General features: G+C 55.1%; 17 protein-coding genes. 7 read left to right on the top strand and 10 right to left on the bottom strand.

What is annotated here, in order from left to right; all coding sequences use genetic code 11:
• Window positions 1–7: 7 nt before the first annotated feature.
• Entirely contained in the window at window positions 8–979 is a 972-nt protein-coding gene (gene lsrR, locus E0L16_RS04775; RefSeq protein WP_063867652.1) for a transcriptional regulator LsrR, read from the bottom strand.
• A gap of 215 nt (window positions 980–1194) precedes the next feature.
• On the opposite strand from lsrR, the gene lsrA reads away from it, so the two are divergent.
• From lsrA to lsrG, 6 genes are read left to right on the top strand one after another with little or no spacing between them, the layout of a single operon-like run.
• A complete protein-coding gene (lsrA, locus tag E0L16_RS04770; protein WP_131636425.1) occupies window positions 1195–2682 on the top strand; it encodes an autoinducer 2 ABC transporter ATP-binding protein LsrA in 1488 nt (495 codons plus the stop codon).
• Window positions 2679–3710 carry an autoinducer 2 ABC transporter permease LsrC gene (gene lsrC, locus E0L16_RS04765; protein ID WP_048958740.1) on the top strand — a complete coding sequence of 344 codons (1032 nt, stop codon included), beginning with the start codon at window positions 2679–2681 and terminating at the stop codon, window positions 3708–3710. The genes lsrA and lsrC overlap by 4 nt, the downstream gene beginning before the upstream one ends.
• Complete coding sequence (lsrD, locus tag E0L16_RS04760; RefSeq protein ID WP_063867658.1) at window positions 3711–4688, top strand: autoinducer 2 ABC transporter permease LsrD; 978 nt, start codon at window positions 3711–3713, stop codon at window positions 4686–4688. It begins immediately after the preceding gene.
• 1 nt (window position 4689) lies between these two features.
• Complete coding sequence (gene lsrB, locus E0L16_RS04755; RefSeq protein ID WP_107533906.1) at window positions 4690–5691, top strand: autoinducer 2 ABC transporter substrate-binding protein LsrB; 1002 nt, start codon at window positions 4690–4692, stop codon at window positions 5689–5691.
• Window positions 5692–5702: 11 nt separating this feature from the next.
• On the top strand, window positions 5703–6590 hold the full coding sequence (gene lsrF, locus E0L16_RS04750; RefSeq protein ID WP_028014491.1) for a 3-hydroxy-5-phosphonooxypentane-2,4-dione thiolase: 888 nt from the start codon (window positions 5703–5705) through the stop codon (window positions 6588–6590).
• Window positions 6587–6880 carry a (4S)-4-hydroxy-5-phosphonooxypentane-2,3-dione isomerase gene (gene lsrG / locus E0L16_RS04745; RefSeq protein ID WP_112792102.1) on the top strand — a complete coding sequence of 98 codons (294 nt, stop codon included), beginning with the start codon at window positions 6587–6589 and terminating at the stop codon, window positions 6878–6880. Before lsrF ends, lsrG begins: the two co-directional genes overlap by 4 nt.
• Window positions 6881–6926: 46 nt before the next feature.
• Here the strand turns inward: lsrG and E0L16_RS04740 are convergent, their stop codons facing one another.
• From E0L16_RS04740 to ygjG, 9 genes are all read right to left on the bottom strand, one after another.
• The gene (locus tag E0L16_RS04740; protein WP_131636424.1) at window positions 6927–7553 is read right to left on the bottom strand and encodes a thioredoxin domain-containing protein; all 627 of its coding nucleotides are present in this window, start codon (window positions 7551–7553) and stop codon (window positions 6927–6929) included.
• A gap of 31 nt (window positions 7554–7584) precedes the next feature.
• A complete protein-coding gene (locus E0L16_RS04735) occupies window positions 7585–8295 on the bottom strand; it encodes a fimbrial biogenesis chaperone (protein WP_242672212.1) in 711 nt (236 codons plus the stop codon).
• Window positions 8288–8818, bottom strand: a complete 531-nt coding sequence (locus E0L16_RS04730) for a fimbrial protein (protein WP_131636423.1) — start codon at window positions 8816–8818, stop codon at window positions 8288–8290. The genes E0L16_RS04735 and E0L16_RS04730 overlap by 8 nt, the downstream gene beginning before the upstream one ends.
• A gap of 9 nt (window positions 8819–8827) precedes the next feature.
• Entirely contained in the window at window positions 8828–9364 is a 537-nt protein-coding gene (locus E0L16_RS04725) for a fimbrial protein (RefSeq protein WP_112792099.1), read from the bottom strand.
• A 9-nt stretch (window positions 9365–9373) separates the two neighbouring features.
• Window positions 9374–10390, bottom strand: coding sequence for a fimbrial protein (locus E0L16_RS04720; RefSeq protein ID WP_162301175.1), 1017 nt, complete (start codon window positions 10388–10390; stop codon window positions 9374–9376).
• Window positions 10391–13009, bottom strand: a complete 2619-nt coding sequence (locus E0L16_RS04715; RefSeq protein ID WP_131636422.1) for a fimbrial biogenesis usher protein — start codon at window positions 13007–13009, stop codon at window positions 10391–10393.
• 48 nt (window positions 13010–13057) lie between these two features.
• Complete coding sequence (locus E0L16_RS04710; protein WP_131636421.1) at window positions 13058–13765, bottom strand: fimbria/pilus periplasmic chaperone; 708 nt, start codon at window positions 13763–13765, stop codon at window positions 13058–13060.
• Window positions 13766–13918: 153 nt separating this feature from the next.
• Complete coding sequence (locus E0L16_RS04705) at window positions 13919–14461, bottom strand: fimbrial protein BcfA (protein WP_107533897.1); 543 nt, start codon at window positions 14459–14461, stop codon at window positions 13919–13921.
• Between the two features lie 485 nt (window positions 14462–14946).
• The gene (ygjG, locus tag E0L16_RS04700; protein ID WP_185860329.1) at window positions 14947–16326 is read right to left on the bottom strand and encodes a putrescine aminotransferase; all 1380 of its coding nucleotides are present in this window, start codon (window positions 16324–16326) and stop codon (window positions 14947–14949) included.
• Window positions 16327–16748: 422 nt separating this feature from the next.
• Between ygjG and E0L16_RS04695 the strand changes: the two genes are divergently transcribed.
• Window positions 16749–18269, top strand: a complete 1521-nt coding sequence (locus E0L16_RS04695) for a methyl-accepting chemotaxis protein (RefSeq protein WP_131636420.1) — start codon at window positions 16749–16751, stop codon at window positions 18267–18269.
• The last annotated feature ends 45 nt before the right edge of the window (window positions 18270–18314 follow it).

The raw sequence follows: 18314 nt of genomic DNA, 5'->3' as shown, positions 1-18314 counted from the left end.
GCGACTCTTATTCGGCCAGAGCCAGCACCGCGCGGGCTGTCGTCTCTTCCGTCACCAGGCCATTAATACGGCGACCTTTCAGTGCGGCGTAAATCGCATCGGCTTTCTCTTCCCCTCCGGCCACGCCGACGATGGTGGGCAGCTGCGCCAGTTCATCGAGCGTGACGCCCAGTAATTCTTTGTGGATCTCCAGCTCCTCGACGCATTCCCCTTCGGCGTTAAGGAAATAGCCGAGGATATCGCCCACCGCCCCTTTACGGGCGTACATCAGCTGTTCACCTTCGCTGATATAGCCGGAGCGCAGTATCGTCGCGTCACGGCGCTGGTTCACGGAACCAATGCCGACCACCGCCACGTCAGCGGCGGTCGCGGCGAGGATCACGTCCCGCACGCTGGTTTCGCGCTTTAAGATCCCGGCGACTTCAGCGGATGACACGCGAAGCGGGGCGGGGATCATGCTGACGCTACAGGCCGCATCCAGCTGGCCGATACCGGTCATATACGGCCCCACGCCGCCGGAAAGCGTCACCAGGCGGATCTGCTGCGAGCTGATAAAGCCGCTTAAGTGTTGCAGACTGCTCATGGTGGTTTCACCGAAGCCCACCGCTAACAGCTGGCCGGGCGCCAGCACGCCCATCAGCGACTGCGCCGCGCCAATGCCTAACCGCACGTTCATCGGCGGGGTATTGAGGGCGGGCATCACGCGCACCAGCTTCAGGCCAAAGCGCTGCTGTAGCTCAGTTTCCAGCGCCAGGCAGCCCTCGTAGCGGGAGTTGATCTGCACGCGGATCACCCCCGACTGACGGCCTTTCTCCAGCAGGCGGGAGATCTTCAGGCGCGGCAAACCGAGCCGTTCGCCGATATCATTCTGGGTCAGCCCGTCGTGGTAGTAGCACCAGGCGACGCGCGCCACCAGCTCCTCTTCCGCCAGCGCCAGCCCGGCAAACCGTCCTTCTTCCGCAGTGCGTTTATCGCTCATAATTGAACTCTTATAAAAATTTAGATCATATGTTCGTAATGGCGCGGCGTGAAAATGTGAGCCACGCGGCAAAACGGATCTTTTAGATCGTTTCTGGTTAATCTGAATCTCAATCGATAAAACTGTGATCCCTGCACGGTTGTAAATATAGTTCACCGTCTACGCTTTTGAACATTATTAAATTTAAAAATCATTTGTTCAATAGCGGAGCGATGATGACACCACTTCTCAACGCGCGGAATATCAGCAAGCAGTTCTCAGGCGTGCCGGTCTTAAAAGGCATTGATTTCACGCTGCTTTCGGGGCAGGTGCATGCGCTGATGGGCGGTAACGGCGCGGGAAAATCGACGCTAATGAAGATCATCGCCGGGGTGGAAACGCCGGATAGCGGTGAACTTTCGGTTGCGGGCGAGTCGTTTGCACGGCTTACCCCGGCGCAGGCGCACCGGTTAGGCATTTATCTGGTACCGCAGGAGCCTCTGCTTTTCCCCAACCTGACCGTGCGGGAAAACATCCTGTTCCGCCTGCCGCGAGAGCGCGATCGGGAAAAACGCCTGGCGGAGAAACTCCGGCAGCTGCAATGTCAGCTTAACCTTGATGCAACGGCCAGCACCCTGGAAGTGGCGGACCAGCAGATGGTGGAGATCCTGCGCGGGCTGATGCGCAACGCCAGAATTCTGATCCTCGACGAGCCCACGGCCTCGCTGACGCCCGGCGAAACCGAACGGCTGTTTCGCCAGATCCGCGCCTTACAGGCGTTCGGCGTCGGGATTGTCTTTATCTCGCATAAGCTGCCGGAAATCCGCACGCTGTCGAGCCACGTTTCGGTGATGCGCGACGGCGCGGTAGTGCTCAGCGGCGAAACCGCCCAGTTTGACGACAGCGCCCTGATCGCCGCCATGACGCCGGTCAGCCGCGAGAAAGGCTTAAGCGATGCGCAAAAGCTGTGGCTGGCGCTGCCGGGCAACCGCCGCACCCAGCCGCAGGATTTTCCGGTGCTGCGCGTGGAAGATCTCACCGGAGAGGGCTTTATCGATCTCAGCCTGGAGATTTACGCCGGGGAGGTCGTCGGCCTTGCCGGACTGGTGGGTTCCGGGCGCACCGAGTTTGCCGAAACGCTCTACGGCCTGCGTCCCGTACGCGGCGGGCGGGTGTGGCTGGAGAGCCGGGAGATCACCTCCGATCCGGTGGGTTCACGTCTCGAAAAAGGGTTGGTTTATCTGCCGGAAGACAGGCAGGTGTCCGGCCTGTTTCTCGACGCGCCTGTCCGCTGGAACACGGTGGCGCTGAACGAGCCGTCGCTCTGGCAGCAGCGAAAGCGGGAGTCTGCGGTGGTGGAGCGCTATCACCGGGCGCTGGGGATCAAGCTCAATCATGCGGATCAAACCGTGCGCACGCTCTCCGGCGGCAACCAGCAGAAGGTGCTGCTGGCGCGCTGTCTGGAGGCCAATCCTTTGTTGCTGATCGTCGATGAGCCGACGCGCGGCGTGGACGTGTCGGCGCGCGCCGATATCTACCAGCTCATTAAAAGCGTGGCGGCACAGAATGTTGCGGTGCTGATGATCTCAAGCGATCTCGATGAATTCCCCGGCCTCGCGGACCGCGTGCTGGTGATGCATCAGGGCGTACTCAGCGGCGAGCTGCCGCGCCACGCCGTCAGCCTCGACCGGATGATGGCGCTGGCGTTTGGAGGTCAATCATGAAGATCTTACTCAAAAACCGCGAGCTGAGCGCGTTTCTCGCCATTCTGGCGCTGTTCGCCGTGCTGGTGGCGCTGAATCCGTCCTACTTCAGCCTGCAAACGCTGGGGATGATCTTCGCCAGCGCGCAGATCCTGATCCTGCTGGCCATCGGCGCGGCGCTGGTGATGCTGACCCGCAATATCGACGTCTCCGTGGGCTCGACCGTCGGGCTGTCCGCGATTGCCGTCGGCGTGGCGCTCAACGGTGGCTACAGCCTGCCGGTATCGATACTTTTTGCACTGTCGATTGGCGCGCTGGCGGGGGCGTTCAACGGTTTTCTGGTGGTGGGGCTGCGCATTCCGGCGATTGTCGCCACCCTCGGTACGCTGGGGCTGTACCGCGGCGCGATGCTGCTCTGGACGGGCGGAAAGTGGATTGAGGGGTTGCCGCCGGGGCTGAAATCTCTCTCCGAGCCTGCCGCCATCGGCATTTCACCGCTCGGCGTGGGAGTGTTGATTCTCGTGGTCGTTGGCGCGTGGGGGCTATCGCGCACCGCGTTCGGGCGTGATTTTTACGCGGTGGGGGATAACCTCGCCGCCGCGCGCCAGCTGGGCGTGGCGGTGAACCGCACGCGCATGATCGCCTTCACCCTTAACGGCATGCTGGCGGCCTGCGCCGGGATTGTCTTTGCCGCGCAGATCGGCTTTGTGCCCAACCAGACCGGCAGCGGGCTGGAGATGAAAGCCATTGCCGCCTGTGTGCTCGGTGGCATTTCGCTGCTGGGCGGCACCGGCACGCTGGTCGGTGCGTTCCTCGGCGCGTTCTTCCTTACTCAAATCGACACCGTGCTGGTGCTGTTCAGGCTACCGGCGTGGTGGAACGACTTCATCGCCGGACTGGTGCTGCTGGGCGTGTTGGTGCTCGACGGGCGGCTGCGCCAGGCGCTGTCACGCCATCAGCGGGCGCTGAAGTACGGCCGGTTCCAGCCTGGCAACAGAGGGGGAAAGCACGTTACCCCGTTTCCCAAACGCAACAAAGAGGTGGCGTAAATGAGGCTCAACTGGGAAAGCGCGCTGCTGATATTGCTGGTGCTGGAGATCCTGCTCTTCGGCGCCATTAATCCGCGCATGCTCGACGTTAACATGCTGCTGTTCAGCACCAGTGATTTCATCTGCATCGGCATCGTGGCGCTGCCGCTGACGCTGGTGATTATCAGCGGCGGGATCGACATTTCGCTGGGCTCCACCATCGGTCTGTGCGCCATCGCGCTGGGGGTGATGATGCAGGCGGGGTGGCCCATGGCGGTCGCCGTTCCGCTGACGCTGCTGCTTGGCCTGCTGTGCGGGCTGGTGAATGCGGCGCTGATCCACTACACCGGCATCAGCCCTTTAGTCATTACCCTCGGCACGCTCTACCTCTACGGCGGCGGCGCGCTGCTGCTCTCCGGCATGGCGGGGGCGACGGGCTACGAGGGCATCGGCGGCTTCCCGGACGGTTTTACCGCGTTCGCTAACCTCACGGTGCTGGGGCTGCCGATCCCGCTGGTGCTGTTCGCGGTAATTACCGCCTTCTTCTGGCTGATTACCCATCGCGGGCGCTTTGGCCGCCATCTGTTTTTGATTGGGCAAAACCCGCGCGCGGCGCGCTATGCGGCGCTGTCGGTGAACGGCATGCCGTACGCGCTGTACGGTCTGGTGGGCGTGGCGTCGGCGGTGGCCGCGCTGGTGATGGTCTCCTATTTCGGCTCTGCGCGTTCGGATCTGGGGCGCGATTTGCTGATGCCCGCGCTCACCGCCGCCGTACTCGGCGGGGCCAATATTTACGGCGGTTCAGGGTCGGTGCTGGGTACGGCGCTGGCGGCGCTGCTGGTGGGGTATCTCCAGCAGGGTTTACAGATGGTCGGCATCCCCAACCAGGTGTCGAGCGCGCTGTCGGGGGCGCTGCTGGTTGTGGTGGTGATGGGACGTTCGCTGAGTCTGCACCGCGAATGGGTGCGATCTCTCTTCAGAAAACTATCCGGAGCGTAAGATGAAAACAAAACTGCTCGTCCTGGCAATGGCCCTCAGCTTCGCTTCGGCGCAGGCGGCGGACCGTATTGCCTTTATCCCCAAGCTGGTGGGCGTGGGCTTCTTCACCAGCGGCGGCAACGGCGCGAAAGAGGCGGGGAAAGATCTTGGCGTGGACGTGACCTACGACGGCCCGACCGAGCCGAGCGTTTCCGGCCAGGTGCAGCTCATCAACAACTTCGTCAACCAGGGCTACAACGCCATTATCGTCTCCGCCGTGTCGCCGGACGGCCTCTGCCCGGCGCTGAAGCGCGCGATGCAGCGCGGCGTAAAGGTACTGACCTGGGATTCCGACACCAAACCGGAGTGCCGCAGCATTTATATCAACCAGGGGACGCCGGAGCAGCTGGGCGGCCTGCTGGTGGAGATGGCGGGCAAACAGGTCACCAAACCGAATGCCAAAGTGGCGTTCTTCTACTCCAGCCCCACCGTCACCGACCAGAACCAGTGGGTGAAAGAGGCGAAGGCGAAAATCGAAAAAGATCACCCGCAGTGGCAGGTCGTGACCACCCAGTTTGGCTATAACGACGCCACCAAATCCCTGCAAACCGCCGAGGGGATCTTAAAAGCGTATCCGGATCTGGACGCGATCATCGCCCCGGACGCCAACGCCCTGCCGGCGGCGGCGCAGGCGGCGGAGAACCTGAAGCGGGAAGGGGTGGCGATTGTCGGCTTCAGCACGCCGAACGTCATGCGTCCATACGTTGAGCGCGGGACGGTGAAAGCCTTCGGCCTATGGGATGTCGTACAACAGGGCAAAATTGCGGTCAATGTCGCCGATCGCCTGCTGAAAAAGGGCGATCTTAACCCTGGCGACAGCGTTGACGTAAAAGGTATCGGGACGCTGAAGGTGGAGCCGAACAGCGTACAGGGCTATCAGTATGAGGCGAAGGGCAACGGCATCGTGCTGCTGCCGGAGCGCGTGGTGTTCACCAAAGAGAACATCAGCAAATACGATTTCTGACGGGGGAGCAAATGGCTGATTTAGACGACATCAAAGACGGCAAGGATTTTGGTATCGGCACGCCGCAGCAGAATGTGCCGTTCACGCTGAAGGGCTGCGGCTCGCTGGACTGGGGCATGCAGTCCCGCCTGGCGCGCATCTTTAACCCGCAGAGCAACCGCACGGTAATGCTGGCCTTTGACCACGGCTACTTTCAGGGGCCAACTACCGGTCTCGAGCGTATCGATCTCTCCATTGCGCCGTTGTTTGGCGAAACCGACGTGCTGATGTGCACGCGCGGTATCCTCAGGAGCCAGGTGCCCGCCGCGACGAACAAACCGGTGGTGCTGCGCGCCTCCGGCGGTAACTCGATTCTGGGCGAGCTGTCGAACGAGTGCGTGGCGGTGGCGATGGAGGATGCCCTGCGCCTGAACGTCTGTGCGGTGGCGGCGCAGGTGTACATCGGAAGCGAGTTTGAGCATCAGTCTATCAACAACATCATCAAGCTTGTCGATGCAGGGGCGCGCTACGGCATGCCGACGCTGGCGGTAACGGGCGTCGGCAAGGAGATGGCCCGCGACGCGCGCTATTTCTCGCTCGCCAGCCGCATCGCCGCCGAAATGGGGGCGCAGTTCGTCAAAACCTACTACGTGGACGAGGGCTTTGAAAAAGTGACCGCCAGCTGCCCGGTGCCGATCGTCATCGCCGGGGGCAAAAAGCTGCCGGAGCTCGAGGCGCTGGAGATGTGCTGGCGGGCGATTGACCAGGGCGCGTCGGGCGTGGACATGGGGCGCAACATCTTCCAGTCCAGCGCGCCGCTCGCCATGCTGAAGGCGGTGAAAAAAGTGGTTCACGAGAACGTGAGCGCCCGGGAGGCGTTCCAGTTCTGGCAGGAAGAGAAACAGGGAGAAGCAAAATGAACGTGACGTTAGTGGAGATCAACATCAAGCCCGAGCGGGTGGACGAGTTTCTGGAGGTGTTTCGCGCCAACCACGAGGGAGCCATCAGGGAGCCGGGCAACCTGCGCTTTGACGTGTTGCAGGACCCGCGGGTGAAAACCCGGTTCTTTATCTACGAGGCCTATAAGGACGAAGAGGCGGTGCTGGCGCACAAGCAAACCCCGCACTATCTGACGTGCGTGGATAAGCTCGAAGAGCTGATGTCGGAACCGCGCAAAAAGCGCTGTTTCGTGGGGCTGTTGCCGGAGTAATTCGATGCCCGATGACGCACTCATCCACGTCATCGGGCATCCTGGCCTATCCTTTGGCTTTCTGGATAGCCATGATTAATGCATCGGTAGAGACGTTTCCTGACATCACGCTAATGCGCTGAATGACCGGATCTTTTTCCTGGGGTAAAACCACAAACGCCGGCGCGTTGGCAAAACCGATCTGCTTCACGAGCTTCACATTGTCCTGTAACGCTTTATTTGCCGACCCGGCCGAAGGCAATTTTTTAAAGATAAAACGAATATCCGGGTTGGCATGGATAAGCGCTTCTGTGACGTTGCAGTTCACGCATTGCTCATCCACAAAAGACACCACGGCGACTTTTGCGTTGGCGGGCCCGATAACAGGATCGCCGCCAGCAAGCAGCTGCTCGCGATGGAGGATGGCATTTTGCACCATGGCCTGTTGCTGCGCTATCTCCTGACGCTGGTGAAGGCTTTCGCCTGCCGCAACTAAAAATTCAGGATGTTCAGCAAGATAGGTGGCTACAATTTCACCCATTTTTTCAGGATGTTCGGCGAAATACGCTTCAGCGGCTTTTCCTGTTTGTTCAATCTGCTGTGGCGTCGCTTGTTCTGCCTGCGCTGCGGCTGAGAAAGTCAGTGTCGCAGCCAGCAGAAGAGAAAGGCGACGAAGGGAGGTTGACACTTCCATTGATATTATTCCGTAAAAGAGAGAGACGGGATCAGGACGTCAGTGCCTGCGTGCGGACAGGCATAATACGTCCATAATCATTAATCGCTTGCCAGCGCACCAGGCATACCCCTGGGTTTGTACAACCCTCAAGCGTCCGTTCGCTAAAAGGAGCAATAAGTCCACTATCAGCGATGCGCTTATCGCCGAGGCTGAGCTGATAAAGCGTGATGTAGTAAGGCGTCGGATTATTCACAACGACCTTATTTTTGTTTCGCGACCAGCGTAGGGCCTGATAAGCATCATCAGGATTGCCGGCGAGCCCGGTGGGCCGATAAAAAAGTTTAAAGCGTGAACGCACCGCGGTTTGCACACCCGTGGTGTGCGGGTTAGCGGAAGGGATCGCCCCAACGTTTAACGTGAACAGCGTTTCACGGTTCTCGGGCAACGTTCCCCCCGTAAATATCAGCCGAATCGTGTTTTCGCGCTGCGGACGCAATGAAAACAGCTGTGGCGTGGCCACAAATGCGGACTGAAGTCCGTGTGGGGTATCCGCCCCAGTCCACAGGCCACCCGGCTCGACTTTGGTGTAAATCAGATACGATTCGTCAGAAGGGTTACGCACGGAAAAGCTGATCGATTTCTCGCGTTCCGGATAGACAAACCGCGTTCCGCCGATCACCACGCCAGCCTGCGCCTGAAGCATGATGGTGGAGAGAAAAAAGAGAAGCAGGCTCTTCGCCGGATAAACACACTTACGCATAATTAAGAATAAAGGTTGTCGTCGCATTTGCCGTTCCCGTGGTGACCTCGTTTGCGGTGGCAACATAGCGGGCGTAAAACTGGAGAGTCGCGTCGCGTTGATTAGGAATAATCAACGTCTTCTGGCTTTTACTTCCCATAGAGATGAGCGACTTGTCCTGGTTGTAAATTCCTATGCCAATACCCGTTGCGTAGCCTTCACCGCCGATGAGCGTCAGTAAATCGGGGTTTGCTGTATCTGGCGTACCGTCAAAGGTAATACTGACAGAGCCTGCTGTTCCGGCACAGTTTTCTACATTAATAGCAAACGGATGATAATCAGCGCCCATACCTGACTGGGTGAAATATTTACTTTGCACACTGTCCATTGCGACGGTCAGGCTCTGAGAATCTGGCGCAAGACTGCACGTTTTTTTGTGAATAACGCCAGTGATATAAATTGTTCCGTCGTGTGCCAGTGTTCGCGCTGAAAAAAACGGCACCAGAAAAAGCGCGGTGAATATTATTGTGCAAAGCTTTTTCATTTCTGCATCCTACTGATAGAGCAAATCAAAATACATGATGGACGTAGCATTCCCTGGCGTGACCTCGGGCAAGGTTGATTTGTACCGTAAATTAAACGTCAGGCTATTATCTCCCTGCTTTAAGGGATAAATTTCGGATTCCGTATTATTTATTTTAATCGGGTTCATTCCGGCATTAAGAAGCTCTACGCCAATGCCCGTCGCCATTTCGCCAGCCGTTCCTTTACCCGTGTCGCTGAGCGCCAGCAGGTCAGGATTATTGGTATCCGCTATACCGCTGAACCAGATTTTTGTCCCCTGAATGGCGCGTGAACAATTTTTAAGAACGATCGTGAACGCTTTTTTCGGCGACGTTGCTCCGGAAGCAGGAAATTCCGATGTATCGAATTCGCCAAGATCGACAGTTTGTTCTTTACTGTTCACATCTACTTCACAGGATTCGCCGATAATCGTGCCGAATACCTGGAGGTTAATTATTGCTTCATCATCGGCGTACGTTATTGGTATCCCAGATAACAGCATCACGACAAAATACAAGACTCTCATTTTTCCCCCTTACGCAAAATCGATACGTAAACAGGCCAACGCAGTGAAGAGACCTTCTGCCGGGGCGTTCCCAGTTGTGCTGATGGGGTAGGTTTTTAACGTGACATCAGCATGACCCGACTCGTCGGTAATAAAATCAGCGGCGCTGGATGCGTCGTTAGGTATCATGACGGCACCATTTTCTTTGGTTACCACCACGCCGACATCTTTATTATCTGTGGCGAGCGCCTCGCCGACGTTACTGTCTGCGTTCGCGACCAGTCGAAGCGTGAGATGCGCAGGCGAAATCACGTCCGCACTGCACTCGATGGGAACATTAAAGGTTTTTACCGCTGCGTTAGAGGGCTTCTCACCCGCGGTCGTGAATGAAGAACTGTTTAGTTTTCCCAGGTCAACCGTAATGAGTTGCCCCGCATTAATGGTGCAGTTTTGCGGGACCGTGACCGCACCGCTGTACGTTATTTGATAAACAATATAACTCAACGGGTCGGTATTCTTGGTGGTAACATATACATTAAACATTACCTTGCTGGGGATAATGACTGTACCAATAAAAGGTTTAATAATTTTTAACCGAAATACCAGGTTGGAGTCGTATACAGGGAAAGGCTCGCCATATTCTTCTTGATCTACCCTGTAATCTTTACCCATATGGATATAGTCTCTGGGAGGATAATATTCACCAATGTCGGAATCGGTTATCCGCATCGCCCCTGCAATATAGGTCGGGTCGAGACTCATATACTGCCACTGGTCTTCCGTGAAAATCACCGGGTAGGTATTCTTGTATGAGCGATAAGTTGTCGCATCGCCATCCACATGGGCGTCACATATGGCATTCACACCCACATCCTGCGATTTAACCAGTTCAACGGCCTGCCCCAACTGGTTTTGTTCTTTCGTCAGCGTTGTCGTCAGATCGTAATTCACATTAGCAGTGTGGTGTGTATAGTTCCAGCAGACCACTGCCATACATTGCGTAGAAGCCATAAGGCTGAGCAATAAAAAAATAATGCGTACTTTCACTTATCGGCACTCCGCTTTTAAACGCACGAGGGATTGCTTTGTTTCACTTAGCTTATAAATGGCAACACATTTTTTATCATCTGTGTCGCCCCATTGTGCTGTCAGACTCCCTGTTTCACCCAGCCCGGACAGATACGCTTCGCCGTTATCGCCTACGATGGTGTCCCCACCTTCATCGCTGCGCGTAACAATCGCGCCAAAGGGCACAGGGCGCCCGTTATGCATGAGTGAAATCATTGCGCGCGTTCCGGAGCGCGCCTTAAAGGTGGCGCGTACCAGGGCACCCTGGGTTGGAACAACGTGGGTAACGGCCTCGTCAATGTCCAGATCGTCGCTGAGCGAGTTGGTGTTCAGCGCCATGCGGTTACGATGGTATGCGCTGGCATACGGCACAACCGCATAACCTCGCCAGTCGGTGTGGATCCCGGGCCCTTCTTCGACCTTAACGTTGCTTGCGCCGGGCGCGGCGATCAGGACATTAGTATCTCCCAACGGCTGGCTTAAGGTGATGCCGTTGCGATGCGCGACGATACCGCCGCTGAGGCCGTAGTTGATCTGTTGATAATCGCCATTGTTGCTGTAGTTGTATCCCAGGCTCGCATTACCGTAGGCGCTATCGTATTCCGTGCTGATGCTTCCGCTGGCACCGGTATGTTGGTTCTGATATCCCTGCTGAACGCTGTAGCTGAGGTTATTGTCTTCAAGCAGCGTTCCGTTGACGCCAGCAGTATTATTGACCCTGCCGTCGTTATCGGTGCTCATGCCGTATGTGGCATAAATGCTGTTTAAATGTTTGGTCACATCCCCGCCTGGATGGAGCCACAGATTGAGCGGGAAGGAGAGCGTTAAGGAATAAATACGATCGCTATCGCGCATGCCAGGGGATTTATTGTAGTTGTAGGTCAGGTTATAGGTTACGCCCGCAGCCGTTCCGCTATAACCCAGCTGAACAAGCGTATTTTTTTCGTCGGTATGCCAGTACGTTTGCTGGCTGCCGTTAAGGAAAATCGACCCGGCAGTGCCCAGCTGTTGGGAAATATTGGCCTGGAGCTTGCCGCGTTTGGTGTAGTACAGATTGTAATAATCGGTCCACACGGACTGATTGTCGTCGGCGTGGTCGTTGGGATCGTCCTGGCCGACATAACCCTTCATTTGCTTATAGGTGGTTTCATCCAGGGTATAAAAACCGGATGTGGAATAGCGATAGCCTAACAGCTGGAAATTGGTGCCCATGCCATTCAACGATTTTGCATATAAGAAACGTATTGACTGCCCGTTATGTGAGCTACCGTCGCTCAGTTCGCTTTGTGCGGAGGTGAGATCGGCCGATACGGCGCCAAAATTTCCCAGGTTCACCCCGGTACCCAACGCAAAGGCAGAATATTTTTCCGTCAGCTGCGTACCGCCGTAGACGGTAAATCCTTTCGGTAACCCCCAGATAAGCGTCCCCTGGACAAAGTTAGTGTCCTCCTGCTGATCGCTGTTGCTGCGATAGCGGGCCGCGGTAGCAGCATATTTTACGGTGCCTTCACGCTGTAAAACCGGAACCGCGGAATAAGACACAGAGTAGCTGTTGATCGTTCCGTCAGATTCTTTGACCTCCACGTTCAGATCACCGCTGGAGGAGGTGGGGTACAGATCGTTAATGGCAAACGCCCCTGGCGGAACATAGCTTTGATAGATGGTGTAACCGTTTTGTTTGATGGTGACCTGGGCGTTAGATTTGGCGATCCCATGAATGGTCGGCGCAAAACCTTTCATACTATCAGGCAGCATGTTGTCATCAGAATTGATCTGCACCCCTCGGAATGGCAGGCTGTCGAAGACGTCCGACGTGGTATAGTTTTCGCCGAGGGTAAGTTTGCTTTTTAGCGGGATAACGGCACGTTCAACATAGGTTTTAATGTGTTCCCAGTTGGTGTAGGTCCCTGAGCCGCTGCTGTTATAGTTCCATGTAGAGAAATCCCGCAGTCGCCACGCCCCCAGGTTTATTCCACTGTTAAGTCCCAGAAAATAGTTGTCCGTCGTCGAACCATAATTACCGCTATTGTGATTGTGCGAACCCGAAAAGTCATAATTCAGCATCAAGGCATTAATGCCTTCGTCCCACTGCTCAGGAGGAATGTACCCACGTGCGTTATTACGCAGCGCCGCTTGCGGTATACTGATATTCAGGCGCTGGTGTTCAAAATCAAAAAGTGTGGTAGCTGCGGGAATGGCTGCCGGCAAATCTACACAGTTGCCCGCTTTTTCGTCCTTAATACCGGGTAAGACATCGACATTTACCCCCATCGCATCAAGTGATTTAGGCGAGAGGCAGGGCGTCAGCCCCGTATCGTCATCCGTAGGTGTTGAATTTTTGCGCACGTTAAATGTGACGTCGCGCGTGGCTAAAAAATTGTCATTCAGCCATACGTCCACGCGATAGACCCCTGGCGCCTGACCAGCATTACTAAAACGTGATAAATCAGCAACCGCCGCAGGATCGCTGGAAAGAAAGGCAGGGTTGAAATAATAGCCCGCATCCGCATTAACGGATGCGAATGCGCCAAACATGGCCAGCGTGAGAGGGGCCAAATGATGATTGACTATCCTTGTCTGATACTTGCGAAACTTCATTTTTCTCTGCCTGCTTCGACGCGCTATGTTCGGTATTTTCCGGGAAAGTTATGCTCCAGGGCATGTCTGAACAGGGGTGGTAGCACCGAAATCGTTAACTGTCTGGAACGTCACCTGGCTCCCACTACCGGCAGGAAGATCAACGACCAGGCTGTTCATTGGCGGAACCATGTTATTGGTTAACTTTGCGTTTCCCGCTTTGAATTGCACCAGCGACACGTAATAGGGCGATGCGTTTTTGATGGTCAATTTGCCCTTACTGACCGTGCAGCGCAGTGCCTTTGGCGCGTCAATTGACGGCGTAGGCAATTTTTTCGGGCGAATAAAAAGCTTAATGACGCTCTGTGTCGCAATCTGCAACGTATTTCCTTGTAACTTACTTTTGTCCACCGCCGGGATGGCTTTGCTGTTGAAATAAAAAACGCTTTCTCTATCAGTCGGCAAATCTGGGCCAGCGTACATTATCCTGATGGTGTTTTCTTTTTTAGGATGCATAAGAAAAAGTGGAGGCGTAACAATAAAATCCGGGGACTTCGATTGATCGGCATTCGCAACCCACGATTGCACCAGGAAAGCATTGCTTTGCGAAGAGTTCGTAATAGGTAACGAAATCTGTTTATCTCCCTGAGGGTAAATAATACGCGTTGCGCCCAGACCTATACCCCCAGCGTGAGCCGTGGTCAGCACCGTAGCCGCGAATAAAAAAGAATGCGTAATCAGCTTTGTTATCAAAGATACAGTATTAATTCGTTTCATTTATATATCACTTCATTGAATACATAATCAAATACATAGAATAAAACATACCGTTTAAGCCTATGTATTTAATCTATTTAAAACGGACAGTTATATTAAAAATCCCTCCTTCATACAGACGTATGAAGGAGGGATGACAGCATCTAACTTCGATTAGGAATAAACCATCTGGAAGGTTGCTGTAGATGATACGTTACCTGGGGTTGCTGCACCTGTAGCGATGTAGTCAACGCTCAATGGGATAATGTTTTCACCAGTGATCAGGCCAATTGTTGAAGAGGTAGCACCCAGGTCGAGGTTTTTACCGTCCGGTCCAAACAGCTGCAAAGCTACGTTCTGTGCGGAACCTGCACCCGCCGTGTTCGCCATGGCACTCGGCTGAGTGGCATCCTGCTGCGCGTTGAAAATAACCGCTGCATTCTGGCTAACAGTACTGTCGCAATCTTCCAGTTTAATGTTGAAATCTTCTTTCTGATTCGCCAGCATTCCGCTCTGAGTCAGCTTCACGGTACGTACCTGGCTCAGGATAACGGTCTGGTCGACCGAATCGGCAGCAACTGAACAGGCTGCGTTAACAACCTGACCGACGAAGTTAACGGTACCGCCGTTGACTGAGGTAGTTTCTGCCTGTGCGTTCATCATCACGCCGCTTGCCATAGATGCAGCAACAACCATTGCTAAAACATGCTTTTTCATACAAATCCTTTTTAATAAACAGTTTTCTGTCAAGTTGAAACAAAATTGAAGGTGACGTAATACAATACTCTTCAGCTTAAAAAGACTGAATATACAGAATCATACATTATGCTGTGTTTTGCACATTCTTGTGATGTTCCGAACAATATTTTATGAGGCTAAGAATATTATATCAATTCATTACTGGTTGTTTTTTTGATTAGAAAATCTTAAATGGGTTTTAATTGTTAATTTATTATTTTTTAGAATGGTAGGGTATGTTTGATGCACTGTTTAGCCTGATTTTGTAAGGTGCAATTGATGGAGGTTATATTTCTGTATTGTTATTGAACTCTGTCATTTTATAATATTTAAATATTAATTTTTATACGGGAATTATGCTTTTGAATGATGTAAGCGTAATTTTCAATACGCCATGTTTAATTACAAATTGAAATATAATTAGAGTGGATATAAATCCCTCCTCCCTATGAGGAGGGATTTAATCATACTTCTTCTACTCTTACCCGCAGTGCCGCCAGCGCCTTGCGCGCCGCCTTCAGCACCTGCTCGCACTGCTCAATGGTGAGCGTCAACGGCGGTTCAATGCGAATGGTTTTCGAGTTGTTGAGCGTTCCTGCCACGAGAACCCGCTGGCGGAACATCTCGCTCGCGAAGCTGTAGCCGATTTCGTTATCAACGAACTCAATCGCCATCAGCATGCCTTTGCCGCGCGCCTCCTGCACCAGGTCCGGGTATTCCCGGCCCAGCTGACGGAAGCCGTCCAGCAGCATATCGCCTTTCTGCTCCGCCTGCGCGGGCAGGTTCTGCTCCAGCAGCACGTTGATGGTCGCCAGCGCCGCTGCACAGGCCAGCGGGTTACCGCCAAAGGTGGTGGTGTGCAGGAACGGATTGTCGAACAGCACGGAGAACACCTCCTCGGTAGCAACCGTCGCGCCAATCGGCATCACGCCGCCGCCGAGCGCTTTTGCCAGGCAGAGAATGTCCGGCTGGACGTTCTCGTGCTCGCAGGCGAACATCCTGCCCGTGCGCCCCATCCCGGTCTGGACTTCGTCGAGGATCAGCAGCGCGCCAAACTCATCGCACAGCTGACGCACGGCGGGCAGATAGCCCTGCGGAGGCAAAATCACGCCGCCTTCACCCTGAATCGGTTCCAGGATCACCGCCGCCACGTCGTCACCGGTTTTACGGCATTCGCTCAGCACGGTACGCATGGCGTTAATGTCGCCGAACGGCACGTGGCGGAAGCCCGGCAGCAGCGGCATAAACGGCTTGCGGAAGGTGGATTTAGCAGTCGCAGACAGCGCACCCAGGGATTTACCGTGGAACGCGCCGCTGGTGGCAATGAAGGTGAATTTCCCGCGCGGCGACTGGTACGCTTTGGCGAGCTTGATTGCCGCTTCGACCGATTCCGTACCGCTGTTGCTAAAGAAGCTGTACTTCAGCTTGCCGGGCGTTAAGGCCGCCAGCGTTTTCGCGAGCATGGCGCGAAGCGGGTCGAGCAGCTCCTGGCTATGGAGAGGTTGTTTCGCAAGTTGATTCTGTACGGCGGAAACCACAACTGGATTACGGTGCCCCACGTTGAAGATACCAAAGCCACCCAGGCAATCAATAAACTCCTGTCCCTGGGTGTCGACAAGCGTATTCAGACTTCCCGCTTGCCACTCTACGGCTCCGTAATCCCCGCCGGCGGTAACAGATTTGCGATACTCCAGAAAACCAGGATTGACGTGCTCTTTAAAGTAATCAATGACCTCTCGGTTAAGTTGTTTCATCTCCTCATGATCGAGCGTTCGCTTTTCAATGAGATTCAGTGCGTGCGCGGTACAGGCAAGAGCCGAGGCGCTGGAAGGTAACCTGTTCAAAATATGCTCCCGGGGATCGCGTATCACATGATACTGAGGTAAGTATTGCAGGGATTACGCCACCTCAGAGGGCTTAACGAAAATCGGGATAAACGCCAGGTTAAATCAAAGTTGCGCAATATTTAATCATGCCATTGCGCGCCGCACGGAATAAGGGATAACGGGCCGGTGATGAGGTTTCAGCAATTGCACTGCTCCAGGGCAGGGAATGCGACTTAAGGGTGCATTACAGGATCATGCTTTGTGGGTAGTTTCATTACGAAAGTATTTTAAATCAATTAATTAGAAAAACGTACGAAAAGTGCGGTTTAACCCGAATTTGCGATCTTAATCATATTTAACAACTAAAGATAAATTTTTTATCGCCGAAAAAACATAAGCCACAAAATTAACATTCAAATAACCTGCAAGGGATGCTCACTATGTCCTCTCCTGACTATGTCACCCAGAATGAATATCCGCTGGACGATGACACCACACTTATGTCGACCACCGACCTCCACAGCTACATGACCCACACTAACGACACCTTTGTGCAGGTGAGCGGCTTTACGCTCCAGGAGCTGCTTGGGCAGCCGCACAATATCGTGCGCCATCCGGATATGCCGAAAGCGGCTTTTGCCGACATGTGGTACACGCTGCAAAAAGGCGAGCCCTGGAGCGGGATTGTCAAAAACCGACGTAAAAATGGCGATCACTATTGGGTACGCGCGAATGCGGTACCGATGGTGCGTAATGGCCAGAAGACGGGCTATATGTCGATTCGTACTCGCGCCACGGAGGAGGAGATAGCCGCGGTGGAGCCGCTTTACAAGGCGCTCAACGAAGGACGCTGCAAAAAACGCATTCATAAAGGGCTGGTGGTGCGCAAAGGCTGGCTCGGTAAATTACCGGCGATGCCGCTGCGCTGGCGCGTGCGTAGCGTGATGGCGGTACTGTTTGCGGTGATGGCCGCAACGCTGGTTGCCAGTGCTGCGGGATGGACGTCGCTGGTAGCGGCGGCCGTGGTGATGCTGCTTGGCACTTTGGTGTTTGAACAGCAGATCGTCCGCCCGGTTGAAAACGTGGCGCGCCAGGCGCTGAAGGTCGCCACCGGAGAGCGTAACAGCGTTCAGCATCTTAACCGCAGCGACGAGCTGGGCCTGACGCTGCGGGCCGTCGGACAGCTGGGGCTGATGTGCCGCTGGCTGATCAACGACGTGTCCAGCCAGGTCGTGAGCGTGCGTGACGGTAGCGACAGGCTGGCGCAGGGCAATGAAGATCTCAACGACCGCACGCGCCAGACCGTGGCGAACGTGCAGCAGACCGTGGCCACGATGAACCAGATGGCGGCGTCGGTGCAGAGCAACTCTGAGACCGCAGCCGAAGCCGACAAGCTGTCGATGGCCGCCAGCAGCGCGGCCACGCAGGGAGGCACCGTGATGCAGACCGTGGTGAAAACCATGGATGACATTGCCGACAGTACCCAGCGCATTGGCTCAATTACGTCTCTTATCAACGATATCGCCTTCCAGACCAATATTCTGGCGCTGAACGCTGCGGTTGAGGCGGCCCGCGCGGGCGAGCAGGGGAAAGGCTTTGCGGTGGTGGCTGGCGAAGTGCGCCATCTTGCCAGCCGCAGCGCCAATGCGGCGAACGATATTCGCAAGCTGATCGACGCCAGCGCCAGCAAAGTGCAGTCCGGCGCCAGTCAGGTACACGCTGCGGGTCGTACGATGGATGATATTGTCGAGCAGGTGAAAAACGTCACGCAGCTTATCGCGCAGATCAGCCATTCCACCTCCGAACAGGCCACGGGATTGACCGAGCTGACGCGTGCCGTGGCGGAGCTGGACAGCATTACGCAGAAAAATGCGGACCTGGTCGAAGAGAGCGCACAGATTTCCGCGATGGTTAAGCATCGGGCCGGACGCCTTGAAGATGCGGTTACCGTGCTGCATTAAGAAATGCCTGCTTCGAAAAAGCCGTTTATTCCCCCGGGGGTAAAC

The organism is Enterobacter quasihormaechei (genome assembly GCF_004331385.1).
In the GTDB taxonomy this organism is placed as follows: Bacteria; Pseudomonadota; Gammaproteobacteria; order Enterobacterales; family Enterobacteriaceae; genus Enterobacter; species Enterobacter quasihormaechei.
This window is presented reverse-complemented; position numbering and strand designations above follow the sequence as displayed.